Source organism: Aquabacterium lacunae (assembly GCF_004310865.1).
GTDB lineage: Bacteria > Pseudomonadota > Gammaproteobacteria > Burkholderiales > Burkholderiaceae_C > Aquabacterium > Aquabacterium lacunae.
In genome coordinates, this window is the sequence record NZ_SIXI01000003.1 from 393,442 (window position 1) to 405,717 (window position 12,276).

The window sequence follows — 12,276 nt, forward strand, 5'->3', positions numbered from 1 at the left end:
CAAGCTGCCTTGGGGCGGCGCTCCCGAAGACGTCAGCGAGCCAGCAGACCGCCGAAGCAGGTGGCCATCACCCATTCCAGAATCTGCTCGGTGGGGTGCCCACCGGCCTTGAGCACGCCCAGCACCGGGTCGCAGGCTCGGGCAAACAGGGTGTAGAGAATCACCTCGGGCGGCACGGCGCGGCTGAGCACGCCGTCGGCCTGCGCCTGGGTGATCCAGGCGCCCAGGGTTTCACTGACCTCGATCAGCAGACCCATGTAGACCATGTCGCCCACCAGGGCCGTTCGCAAGGCCGAGTTTTCGGACGGCAAAGAGGGCACTTCGCCTGCCAGCTGGGCGGTCATGGTCCAGCGGGTGATCGCTTCCAGGCGCTGCAGCGGCGTGGCACCGACCAGCGACTTGATTGTCGCCAGCTCAGCCTGCACGCGCTGCAGAAACCGGGTCATGGCAGCAGCAGCCAAGGCTTCTTTGGAGGCAAAGTGCTTGTACAGGCTGGCCTTGGCGATGCCGACGTCGGCCGCCACCTCGTCGACCGTCATGGACTCGAAGCCCTTTTCAGCCAGGAAACGCGCGGCCGACTCGATGATGGCCTGCTCGCGGGCCAGCAGCACCTGCTGCTTGAAAGACACTTTTGCCATGGTAACCATTGTATGCAGCACGCCGCCGAACGCCGCCTGAGGCATGGACAGAACCGGGACATCGGGCCAGAAAACGGCCCCTGTTCAGGTGGCGGGAGGCTCGCTGGCTGGCACATTCACCGCGTGAGCCGCCAGCACACGCTGCGGCCCGGGCACACCCCGACGCACTTCGTAACGGGCCTGGGCGTGAAAGATCGAATCGGCACGCACCGGGTGAGGTGTGGCGCGAAACTCGCAAAGCACGCGCTGCGGGTCCACATCGATGAGCGCATAGCCACGCTCATCGCTGCGAGCATGCAGCATGTCGGGATTGCTGCGTTTCATCCAGGCCGTGAGCAGTTCGCTGAGGCCTTGCGAGGAGATCGACGAGGTCACGAACTCGCTGGCCACAATCGGGGAAGCCACGTCGCCCGGGCGCAACCTCAGGTTGGCCGCCACATGCCGGTGCACGTCTCCTCCCAAAACCACCACATCGGGCACGCGGGGCTCGGCAATGGCGCGCATCAGGCGTTCCCGCGCCTGGGGAAATGCATCCCAACCGTCGGCATAAGCCAAAGGGCCCCAGGGCGTGCCGAAACCGCCTGGCGACAGTTGTGTGGTCTGAACAATCAGGCGCCAGGCCGACTGACTGGTGGCCAGGGTATCGGCCAGCCAGTGCTCTTGTGCCGAGCCCAGCAGGCTTCGCGCTGCAGTTTGGGCCGCGTCACAGCGCCACAACAGGCGCCCACGGTAGGGCGCATGCACCACATCGTGGCAGGGCTGTGGCGCACGGAACTGTCGGGTGTCGAGCAGCCAGAAAGTGGCCAGCCGCCCCCATGGGCGCAAGGCATGGAAGGGCGAATGACCGGCCACTGGCGCGCGCGTGGGCGACAAGGGTGTGTGCTCGAAGTACGCCTGATAGGCGCGGGCTCGCACCTGCAGGAACTGCTCCGGTGTCCAGTCTTCGGCCGACTGCCCGTCATAGTCGTTGAACACCTCGTGGTCATCCCAGACCATGAGCCAGGGGTGTGCGGCATGACTGGCCCGCAGGTCCGGGTCGAGCTTGTAGCTCGCATGGTGCATACGGTAGGCCGGCAGCGAGAACTCCAGGGCCTCGACGTCGATGGGGTGCGCACGGCGACGCCTGCGGTGATGTGCAGGGCCTTCATAGATGTAGTCGCCCACGAACACGACCACATCGAGGTCCTGGCGAGCGATGTCGCGGTGGGCGGTGTAGGCCCCTTGTTCGTAGTGCTGACAAGACGCCAGGGCCAGGCGCAGGCGTGGCACCTCCTGCTGTGGCATGGGCGCGGTGCGCGTGCGCCCCACAGGGCTGCGCACACCGCCGGCCACGAAGCCATAGTGATAGGTGGCAGCCCCGGCCAGTCCTTTGACCTCGACATGCACGCTGTGCGCTCGGGCGGTGTCGGTGACCACTTCACCCGACTGCACCACGTCAAGACCACGCTCGTCCCGAGAGACAAACCAGGTCACAGCCACTGGATGGTCTGGCATGCCCCCTTCTGGCTGCAGGGGCTTGGGGGCCAGGCGAGTCCAGAGCACCACCGAGCCAGGACCAGGGTCACCGCTGGCCACGCCCAGAGCAAACACCTCGGGTGGGGCCTGCCAAGCCAACCACGCAGCCCGCGTCGCCTGGACGGCCCGCGCCGGCTCGCGTGCGAACACCTGCTGCCAAGCCATGCTGGCTGCCAGCCAGTTGGCTTGCCTGAGGAAGTCTCTTCTGTGCATCAAGGCTCTGATTATCAGGGCGCTGAGTGACACGCAAGGGCACAATGGTTCGAACCGTCTGCCACAGGAGAGTGCCCCATGCCAAGCCGCCCGGAAAGCCCAGACCCCTCCCGCAGCGCCATGGGCGCCGAGGGCGCCTATGCGGGCCTGAACTTCTTTCAGGACTGGATGAAGGCTGCCTCCAGCGCCCTGCCCCACCTCACCGGTGCATCTCGCACAGGCGGTAGCGCATGGACCTTGCCCACCCTCGATCCGGAAGAGTTGGACAAACGCATCCAGGACCTCAAAACGGTTCAGTTCTGGCTCGAACAGAACGCCCGCATGATCGGCATGACCATTCAGACGCTGGAAGTCCAGCGCATGACGCTCAACACACTGCGCAGCATGAACATGCCACTTGACGCCGTGCGCGACACCCTCAAAGCCAGCACCCCCGCATGGGAACGCCCCACTGCCGCGCCAGGCCCGCAGGAGGCCTGCACCCAGCCCCCTGAGGCAACAGAGGCGGCCGACACCTCGATCGCTGGCGAGCCAGGAACCGCAACCAACCCGCTGCATTGGTGGAACACACTGACCACCCAGTTCACCCACCTGGCACAGCAGGCGGTGCAGGCTGGGCAGGATGCAGTGGCCGCAGCCACGCCGCCCATGCCCGGATCAGAGGCAGCGAGCAGCGCCGGGCGAGCCTCGCGGAAGGCAGCGCCAGCGCGCAATGACCGCAAGGCCGCCGCCCCCGGGGCAACCACGAAGCCGTCGCCCGCACGCAAGCGAAGCACGTCAGGCAAGGGCAACTGAGGATCAGAGGCATCCCCCCGAGGGAGTGCCCCCGGGGGTGTGCCCCCCACGGTGTGCCCCCGTGCGTGTGCACACCCGAAGGGGATGGCGAGCCATGGGAGAGGTTTGCACACTGCGAAACCATCGCAGCGCAACGACCCACACCATGAACGCCCGCTCCCCTTACCGCACCACGCCCATCCCGTTTTCAAACAACGCCCTGGTGTTCCAGACGCCTACCCGGGCTGGCTCTGCAGCACTGATCGCCAGTGAGCCGAAACGGTCGCCCTGGAGCACGGCGATCGCCCAACTTTCCAAGCCCGCAGGGTCAGACAGTGCTGCGCCCAAAAACGCAGCCATGACGCCCGCACGCCCAGCCGAGCCATCAGCGCCACTTCGCTCCACCCGGGCGCGCTATGACGGCCCGCATGCACTGAGCATCCGCTCGGCCACCAGCGGTCGCCACTACCGGTTCGAGCATCCAGGCGCCGAGCAAGTGATTGACACCATCGACATCGCCCTGCTGCGCAAGATCGAAGGCATCACCATCCTCTGACTTCTCCCTCTACCTCGGGGGATCAGGGCATGAACAAGTCCGGTTTTCCCAAAAATTCTCCGCAACCCTCTTGTCACGCCCCCGGTGGAGTGCGGTATAAATGCGGCCAATTCGAACGACCGTTTGAATCGAACGATCGTTCGAAATGAACCGGCCCGCTGACGGCCGACCAGACCACATTCCCATCGACGGCCCGCGAGGGCTGCCCATTGCTTCCGAGGTGTCCCATGCCGCAATACAAAGCTCCCCTGCGTGACGTCAAGTTCCTGATGAACGAAGTGTTCGACTACGAAGGGCACTACAAGCAGCTGTCCAACGGTGGCGAAGCCACGCCCGACATGGTCGACGCCATCCTGGAAGGTTGCGCCACCTTCTGCGAAGAGATCCTCTCGCCCATCAACCACTCGGGCGACCTGGAAGGCTGCACCTTCAACGACGGCGTGGTCACCACCCCCAAGGGCTTCAAGGAAGCCTACGCCGAGTACGTGGCAGGCGGCTGGCAAGGCCTGTCGCACCCCACCGAGTACGGCGGCCAGGGTCTGCCCATGTCGCTGAACATGATGAAGTCGGAAATGATGGGCACGGCCAACTGGTCGTTCACCATGTACCCCGGCCTGTCGCTGGGTTGCATGAACACCATCATGCAGTACGGCGACGAGAAGCAGAAGAACACCTACCTGCCCAAGCTGGTCTCGGGCGAGTGGACCGGCACCATGTGCCTGACCGAACCCCAGTGCGGCACCGACCTGGGCCAGATCAAGACGAAGGCCGACCCCGCAGGTGACGGCACCTACAAGCTCAACGGCACCAAGATCTTCATCTCGGCCGGCGAGCACGACATGTCGGAAAACATCATCCACATCGTGCTGGCCCGCCTGCCGGACGCCCCCAAGGGCACCCGCGGCATCTCGCTGTTCATCGTGCCAAAGTTCCTGGTGAACGCCGACACCAGCGTGGGCACCCGCAACACCGTGAAGGCCGGCTCGATCGAGCACAAGATGGGCATCCGCGCCTCGGCCACCTGCGTGATGAACTTCGACGACGCCGTGGGCTACCTGATCGGCGAGCCCAACAAGGGCCTGGAAGCGATGTTCACCTTCATGAACACCGCCCGCATCGGCACCGCCGTGCAAGGCATTGCCCACGCCGAACTGTCGTACCAGGGCGCCCTGCCCTACGCCTACGAGCGCCGCTCCATGCGCGCCCTGTCGGGCAAGAAGGACGCAGAGTTCACCGCCGACGCCCTGATCCACCACGGCGACGTGCGCCGCATGCTGCTGACCCAGAAGGCCGTGGCCGAAGGCGGCCGCTCCATGATCTACCACGCTGCCAAGCTGGCCGACAACATGGTCAACGGCATCCTGGAGAACAACCAGGCCAAGTACGAAGACTATGACAACCGCCTGGGCTTCTACACCCCGATCCTCAAGGGTTTCCTGACCGAAATGGGCCTGGAAGCTGCCAACCTGGGCATGCAGGTGTTCGGTGGCCACGGCTACATCAAGGAACACGGCATGGAGCAGATCGCCCGTGACGCCCGCATCTCGACCCTGTACGAAGGCACCACCGGCATCCAGGCGCTCGACCTGCTGGGCCGCAAGACCCTGCTGCAGACCCGCGGCAAGTGCGTGTTCGAGTTCACCAGCGAAATGATCGACGAGGTCAAGGGCCACCTGCTGGACGGCGGCCCGATGGGCACCATGGCCCGCGCCCTGTTCAAGCGCGCCCTGCAGTGGAAGTGGTCGACCCTGCGCATCATGCTGCGTGCCAACAAGGACCGCGACGTGGTCTCGACCTCGTGCTACGACTTCATGATGTACGCCGGCTTCGTGATGATGGGCCACTTCTGGTTCAAGCAGGCCAAGGTCGCTTCGCAGAAGCTGGCTTCGGGTGGCAAGGAAACCAAGGAGTTCTACACCTCCAAGATCCAGACGGCCGAGTTCTACTTCGACCGCCTGCTGCCCCGTGCCGATGGCCACTACAAGGGCATGATGGCCACCAGCCAGTCGATCATGCAGATCAACAAGGATCACTTCGTCATGAACTGATCCGGCAGAATCGGGGGGCGCCCGCCCCTCGACCTGTCTGACTGCACACACAGCATGAGCCGCCCCACCCCCCCTTCTGAAACAGGCGGCTCCGCTCGGCGTTACGGCGGCGTTTCTGCCGCTGAACGCCAGGCGCAGCGCCGTGAACGACTGATCGAAGCCGGCCTGGACGTGTTCGGGCGCATGGGGTACACCGAGACCACCATGCGCATGATCTGCTCGCAGGCGCGCCTGACCGACCGCTATTTTTACGAGCAGTTCACCGACTGCGACGAGGTGTACAAGGTGGTGCACCAGCGCTTGTCGGCGGAGGTGGTCAAGCAGATCGCGATCGCAGCCGCTGGCGTGTCCTCTGACGACCCCATCGCGATGGTGAAGTCAGGATTGAAGGCGTTTTACACCTACATCCAGGAAGATCCGCGCCGTGCGCAGATCCTGCTGATCGATGCCGTCACCACCGGCCTGGCCAACCCCCTGAACGTGAACGCCTGGATCAGCCGCTACGTCGAGGTCATTCGCCATCGGTTCAAGACCCGGTACCCGCAGCTTGATTTCAACCCCGATGTGGAGCTGATTCTGGGCGGGTTTGTGGGGCAGGTCATCCACACCGGCTCGGTGTGGTACCAGCGCAAGTTCGACACCCCCGTGGACGGATTGGTTGATCACACCGCCTATGCCTGGATCGGCCTGCACCAATGGTTGTCGAGTCGAAACACGGCCGAAGCGAAAACCCCCTGATTCAGGGTGGCCAACTCCTTGCAAATCCCGCTGCGGCGGGATTTTTCATGCTCGCATGAAAATCACGTGCTGGCCACAATGAGATTCAAAACTCCCATTTGCATGAATGGTCGGCCCACGCAAATGAAATCGACAAGCCAAAGAAAAACCCGCCCATCAAGGGCGGGTTTTCAATGAGGCGCCTGAAAGTATCAGGGAGCCTTGGGGAAGCCCAGCAGCGGAGCGAACACGTTGTACAGCGGACGGCCGTACAGCTTCCACTCTTGCTTGTGGATGTTGTCGATCAGGGCGATGCCGGTGCGGTTGAACAGGCCCAGTTCGGGGTCCAGGGCGGCGCCAGCGACTTGCTTGATTTGGTCTTGGTTCAGGGTTTGCATTTTGGTAACTCCAGTCAGTGGGTTCTGTAGCGGACTGTCATCCTCCACAGAAACTACTGTAATGCGCCGGCATCATTCAACCCAGAGGAATTTCCTGCGTGAATTCCACAAATCTGACGAATCAAAACATCTAATCTAACACCACCCTCAACCATATCAGACAGGCGCATTTGAAAACCCTGGGAATCAGACAGTCCAGCGCTGTTTCATGAATTGCGCCATCCGCTCCAGGGCCTGATCAGACGATTTCAGCAAACCCGCATGGGCATGGAACACGTGCCAGCGCTGCAGGTACACCTCGCATTCGCAATGGCGCCCCAGGCGGGCGGCGGCCTCGGCCAGCCACACCGAGTTGTCGTACAGCACTTCGTCGTCACCCACCTGCACCAGCGCCGGGGGCATCGTGCTCAGATCGAACCCCATGGGGTTGGCCAGCGGGTTTTTCGGGTCGGCCTTCAGGGCCTTTTCGACGTCTTCGGCCCAGGCCAGTCGGATCATGGGGTCGCGCGGGATGCGGGCTTGGGCCGTGGAGTTGGGCAGCTCGTGCAGGCTGAAGGCTGGCGAGATCATCACCAGCGACGAGGGTGCAGGCAGGCCGGCCATCTCGATGGCCTTCCAGGTGACCAGGGCCAGATGCCCCCCGGCCGAGTCACCCGCGATCGAGATGCGGTCGGCGGAGTAGCCATCGGCCAGCAGCTGACGGTACGAGGCCACGCAGTCGTCGATCTGGGCTGGGAACACATGCTCGGGCGCCAGACGATAGTCAGGGGCCAGCACCTCGGCGCCGGTCAGCACCGCCAGGCGACGGGTGATGGTGCGGTGGGTCTTGGGGCTGCCCGCCACGAAGGCGCCGCCGTGGATGTACAGGATGGCGTGCTTGGGCTTGGGGCCCGCCTTGGGGCGCACACGCTCGACGGCGAAGGGGCCGATGTGCCCCGCCTCGACCACGGCGCGCTTGTCTTGCGGCATCAGGGCCGAGCCATTGGCCAGGGCTGCGCGCTGCACGGCAAAGGGCCAGGGCGGGCCCAGGAAGGGTTTGAGGGTGACCTTCAGGGCCACGCGCAGGGCCGCGGCCATGAGCGATTCCATGGCCCCCGTGGGGGGCTGGTAATGGCGAATGACCGGGGCCTGGGCCGAGGCGGCCGGTTGGCTGGGGCTGTGAAGGGCAGACATGGGCAACTCCTGAAGACAAGACCGGTGCGAACGGGCATCAGCCCAGCATGTCGCGCTTGGCAAACGCCGTGACGATGGGCTGGTACCACGAGCCCAGGAAGCGCACCAGCTTGTCGAGGAACTTGGCGTCGAGGCCCACCAGCACGCGGCGCTTGTTGCCTTCCACGGCGGCCAGGATCTGCAGGGCCGCGCTTTCGGCCGACGTGAAATTCAGCAGCTTGTCGAACTTGGCGCGGGCGGCTTCGGCGTTGCCGGTGGCCTTCTCGATGGACTCGTCCATCTTGGCGGCACGGGCGATGTTGGTGCGGATGCCACCCGGGTGCACGCAGGTGGCGCTCACGCCGCATTTGGCCATGTCCAGCTCCTGACGCAGCGCTTCGGTGAAGCCGCGCACGGCGAATTTCGAGGCGTTGTAGGTGCCCTGGGTGGGCACCGACAGCAGGCCGAACAGGCTGGAGGTGTTGACGATGTGGCCTTCGCCGGCCTTCTTGAGGTGCGGCAGGAAGGCCTGGGTGCCCCAGACCACGCCCCAGAAGTTGATGCCCATGATCCACTCGAAATCTTCGGGCTTGACGGTCTCGATGAAAGCGCCCAGGGCCACACCGGCGTTGTTGAACACCAGGTTGACCTTGCCGTGGTCGCGCACGACCTCGTCGGCCCAGGCGTTCATGGCTTCGCGGCTGGCCACGTTGACCTTGGCTGTGGTCACTTTCACACCCAGCTTGGAGGCCATCTGGGCGGTCTCGGCCAGACCCTTCTCGTTGACGTCGCTGAGCGCCAGGTGGCAGCCACGGCGAGCCAGTTCCAGTGCCAGGGTGCGGCCCATGCCGGAAGCAGCGCCAGTGATGGCGGCCACTTTGTTCTTGAAGTCCTTCATGTGGGGGTGCTCGTCAGGAGTGGATCAGAAGAGGCAGACAAGAGGCAGACGCCCGGAACGGGGGCCATGCGGGCAAGCGCAAATGGCCGGGCTGCGACTACCATAGCGGGGCGTGCCACTTGAATTGTGACAACATCCAGTTTCAAAACTGTATTTGACAATGGATCTTTCCAAAAACAGGGTTAACCCCAGTAATGCACCTGAATCAGGGGAATCTGCCACGGGCGGAGGACGGCGTTATGGCGGGATCGACAAGGACGAGCGACAGCGTCAGCGCCGCCTGCGTCTGGTCGAAGCTGGACTGGCTGTTTTCGGAGAGGTGGGCTTCCATGGCGCCACCGTGCGCCTGGTGTGCAAGCGGGCCGAACTGACCTCGCGCTACTTCTATGAGTCGTTCGACAGCATGGAGGCGCTGTTCGAAGCGGTGTACGTGTCGGTGAGCACCGAGCTCATGCGGCGCACGATGGCCTCGCTGGCCGTGACGCCGCTCAAGCCCGACCTGCTGGCCGAGGCGTCGCTGCGCACCTTCCTGGAATACATCCGCGAAGACACGCACCGCGCGCGCGTGGCCCTCATCGAAGCGCTCACGGTGGGCGCCGGCATGCACCGCATCAGTCAGGAATCGAACAAGGATTTCGCCCGGCTGATCGCCAGCTTCATCGGCATGCTCTATCCCACGCTGGAAGAGGAAACGCGCCTGAACCCGGTCTACATCGCCAACGGGCTGGTGGGCTCGAACATCCGCATCGCCACGCTCTGGGTGGAAGACAAATGCAGCCTGCCGCTCGACGACGTGCTCCGCAACATGTTCGCGTTCTACCAGGCCGCCATCACCTACGCCGACGTGCAGCTCAAGGCAGCCCGGGAAGAGCGCGCCAAGGCCTCGGGCAAGGCGCCCAAGGCCTGACGCGGCTCAGCGGTCGCTGCGCAGCGGGCCGTATTCGATGGGCACCCAGCGGAAGGCCTTGCCATCTTTGCCCACATGGCCGATGCCCGGGAACGGCAGGTGCGCACCCGACACCCAGTAGCCCTGCTTGGCGGCTTCCTTGAACATGGCCTTGCGGGTGCGGATGGCCTGCGTGCTGTCCACGTCGAACTCGATGGCCACTTCAGGTTTGACGAACTGGGTGGCGTGGCTGTGCACGATGTCACCCCACATCATCAGGCGCTTGTCGCCACTGCCCAGCAGGTAGCTGGTGTGGCCAGGCGTGTGCCCGGGCGTGGCCACAGCCTGGATGCCTTTGGCCACTTCGTCACCGGCCTTGAAGGTCTTGAGCTTGCCGGCGGCCTGGTAAGGGGCCACGGCCTTCTGGGCCATCTCGAAGAAGGGCTTCATGCCCTCGGGCTTGCTGGCCATCACCTCTTTGCTGAGCCAGAAGTCGGCCTCGGCCTGGCTGACATGCACGGTGGCATTGGAGAACACGGGCTTGCCATCGGCGGTGCTCAGGCCGCACACGTGGTCGGCATGCAGGTGGGTCAGCAGCACGGCATCGACCTGTTCAGGCTGGTGCCCCGCAGCCTTGAGGTTGGCCACCACATTGCCCAGGGTCGGGCCGAAGCAGCCGGCCGCCCCCGTGTCCACGAGGATGAGTTGCTCCCCGGTGTTGACCAGGTAAGCGTTCACGGCGGTCTGCACGCCCTTGCTTGACTCCAGGAACATGCGGGCCAGCAGCTTCTGCACTTCACGGCTGCTGGCGCCCTTGAGCAGCTTGGGCGCCAGGTCCACGTAGCCGTCGTACAGCGCGGTCACTTCCAGGGTGCCCAGGGCCATGCGGTAGTAGCCGGGCACCTGCACCTTCTGCTGCGGGGCGGCGGCATGGGCCACGGGCGCGGTCAGGGCAGACAGCGAGGCCAGGGCCATCAGGCCAGCCAGCACAGCGGGGCGAAAGGTCGAAATCATCAGCGGGCTCCATCCTGTGAATGAGGGTTCTCGATTGTGCGCAAGGCGTTTTCCCCCTGCACAGACCCATGACTTTCGCATGCGCATGTCATCCCGCGACAGGTGCACGCGAAAACCCTCTGCAGCCTGCGCAGGAATGCCCATAAGGTCACACGCCAAATCGACAGGGGGACGACAAGACAACGACAAACACTGCACGAAACGAGAGACCGCATGAAGCTGACGCACTGGATCCATCTGCCCCTGGGGTTGCTGCTGGCCCTGGGCCTGGCCCCGGACGAGGCGCAGGCCCACGTGAAGTGGTTCTCGAAGATCGTGGACTGCATGTCGGCCCCGCTCGACCCCTGGCCCGTGCTGCTCAAGCCCCTGTTTCTGGCGCTGTGGCTGCTGACCACGGTCGTGCTGGGCTGGGTGTTCTACGCCGAGCGCCTGCTGCTGCCACTGTTCCGCCGCATGCACGTGTGGATGGCGCCCCGCAAGCCGGCCGGGCAGCGCCACATGGCCACCCTGCTGCGGCTGGGCGTGGCCGTTTACTTCGCCTCGCTGATGTCGGGGCTGGGGCCTCGCCACGCCATGCTCACGCCGGAGCTGATTCTGGCCACCCCCTGGATCCCGGCCTGCCAGAGCCTGATCATGGTCAGCGTGCTGTGGCGGCGCACCTCGCCGCTGGCGGCTCTGGGCATCCTGGCGCTGTACGCGGTGGGCATGACGCAGGCCGGCTGGTTCCACATGCTTGACTACCTGTACTTCGTGGGTGTGGCCATCTTCCTGCTGATCGATGCGCTGGTGCCGGGCCGCCATCGGCACATGGCCTACACCGCCCTGCGCGTGGCTGCCAGCTTCAGCCTGGTGTGGGTGAGCGTGGAAAAATGGCTGTACCCGGCCTGGACCTACGACCTGCTGCAAGGAGATCTGCAGGCCTTGCGCTTCGGGCTGCCGCCCGATCTGGTCGTGATGGCAGGCGGCTTTGTCGAATTCACCCTGGCCTTCCTGCTGCTGTTCGGGCGGGTGTCGGCCCAGGCCGCGGCCGCGGTGTTTTTGTTGCTGATGGCAGCCGCCATCCCGGTGGCCGGCACCATCGACGCCATTGGTCATGCCCCACTGCTGATCGTGCTGCTGATGTTCTGCCTCAGCCAGAACCGCCTGGGCTACCGCGGGCACCGAGCCCGTCACGGGCATGACCTGCGCCACGTGCTGACCTTCGTGATCGCGGTGCCCGGGGTGATGGGCCTGTACAAGCTGGCCCATCAGCTGGCCTACCCGGCCACACCCGCAGTGCCCGAAGGCTCCTGGCTGGTGGCCTGTCTCTGTGCCAGCCTGTTGCTGGTGCACCTGTTGCGCACCGCGCCCGACTGGTGGCCTTCGCGCCTGCGCACGCTGCGCTTGCGGTCGCGCCTGTCGGGCCGCGATGGCGGCCGTGTCGGCAGTGGCAGCCCCACCCTGAGCGACGAGGTGCGGCAAGCCTGA

At 64.7% G+C, this 12,276-nt stretch carries 12 protein-coding genes; 6 read left to right on the top strand and 6 right to left on the bottom strand.

Annotated features, from left to right (window positions below; translation table 11 throughout):
• Positions 1–32: 32 nt before the first annotated feature.
• Entirely contained in the window at positions 33–638 is a 606-nt protein-coding gene (locus tag EYS42_RS09175; protein WP_130967850.1) for a TetR/AcrR family transcriptional regulator, read from the bottom strand.
• 84 nt (positions 639–722) lie between these two features.
• Positions 723–2,366 carry an alkaline phosphatase D family protein gene (locus EYS42_RS09180; RefSeq protein ID WP_130967851.1) on the bottom strand — a complete coding sequence of 548 codons (1,644 nt, stop codon included), beginning with the start codon at positions 2,364–2,366 and terminating at the stop codon, positions 723–725.
• A gap of 78 nt (positions 2,367–2,444) precedes the next feature.
• Here EYS42_RS09180 and EYS42_RS09185 point away from each other — a divergent pair, with 78 nt between their 5' ends.
• From EYS42_RS09185 to EYS42_RS09200, 4 genes are all read left to right on the top strand, one after another.
• Positions 2,445–3,161 (top strand): PhaM family polyhydroxyalkanoate granule multifunctional regulatory protein, encoded by a 717-nt coding sequence (locus EYS42_RS09185; protein WP_130967852.1) that lies wholly within the window; start codon positions 2,445–2,447, stop codon positions 3,159–3,161.
• 145 nt (positions 3,162–3,306) lie between these two features.
• On the top strand, positions 3,307–3,696 hold the full coding sequence (locus tag EYS42_RS09190; protein WP_130967853.1) for a hypothetical protein: 390 nt from the start codon (positions 3,307–3,309) through the stop codon (positions 3,694–3,696).
• 227 nt (positions 3,697–3,923) lie between these two features.
• A complete protein-coding gene (locus tag EYS42_RS09195; protein WP_130967854.1) occupies positions 3,924–5,744 on the top strand; it encodes an acyl-CoA dehydrogenase C-terminal domain-containing protein in 1,821 nt (606 codons plus the stop codon).
• Between the two features lie 54 nt (positions 5,745–5,798).
• Complete coding sequence (locus tag EYS42_RS09200; RefSeq protein WP_130967855.1) at positions 5,799–6,482, top strand: TetR/AcrR family transcriptional regulator; 684 nt, start codon at positions 5,799–5,801, stop codon at positions 6,480–6,482.
• Between the two features lie 191 nt (positions 6,483–6,673).
• Here EYS42_RS09200 and EYS42_RS09205 read toward each other — a convergent pair whose 3' ends face one another.
• The 3 genes from EYS42_RS09205 to EYS42_RS09215 all read right to left on the bottom strand — a co-directional run bounded on the left by EYS42_RS09205 (position 6,674) and on the right by EYS42_RS09215 (position 8,909).
• Positions 6,674–6,859: a hypothetical protein gene (locus EYS42_RS09205; RefSeq protein ID WP_130967856.1), complete on the bottom strand. Its 186-nt coding sequence runs from the start codon at positions 6,857–6,859 to the stop codon at positions 6,674–6,676.
• Positions 6,860–7,045: 186 nt separating this feature from the next.
• On the bottom strand, positions 7,046–8,032 hold the full coding sequence (locus EYS42_RS09210) for an alpha/beta hydrolase (RefSeq protein WP_130967857.1): 987 nt from the start codon (positions 8,030–8,032) through the stop codon (positions 7,046–7,048).
• A gap of 37 nt (positions 8,033–8,069) precedes the next feature.
• Complete coding sequence (locus tag EYS42_RS09215; RefSeq protein ID WP_130967858.1) at positions 8,070–8,909, bottom strand: SDR family NAD(P)-dependent oxidoreductase; 840 nt, start codon at positions 8,907–8,909, stop codon at positions 8,070–8,072.
• Positions 8,910–9,069: 160 nt separating this feature from the next.
• On the opposite strand from EYS42_RS09215, the gene EYS42_RS09220 reads away from it, so the two are divergent.
• Positions 9,070–9,816 carry a TetR/AcrR family transcriptional regulator gene (locus EYS42_RS09220; protein WP_130967859.1) on the top strand — a complete coding sequence of 249 codons (747 nt, stop codon included), beginning with the start codon at positions 9,070–9,072 and terminating at the stop codon, positions 9,814–9,816.
• Between the two features lie 6 nt (positions 9,817–9,822).
• Here EYS42_RS09220 and EYS42_RS09225 read toward each other — a convergent pair whose 3' ends face one another.
• Positions 9,823–10,809, bottom strand: a complete 987-nt coding sequence (locus EYS42_RS09225) for an MBL fold metallo-hydrolase (RefSeq protein WP_425358880.1) — start codon at positions 10,807–10,809, stop codon at positions 9,823–9,825.
• 213 nt (positions 10,810–11,022) lie between these two features.
• Here EYS42_RS09225 and EYS42_RS09230 point away from each other — a divergent pair, with 213 nt between their 5' ends.
• Positions 11,023–12,276: a hypothetical protein gene (locus EYS42_RS09230; RefSeq protein ID WP_130967860.1), complete on the top strand. Its 1,254-nt coding sequence runs from the start codon at positions 11,023–11,025 to the stop codon at positions 12,274–12,276.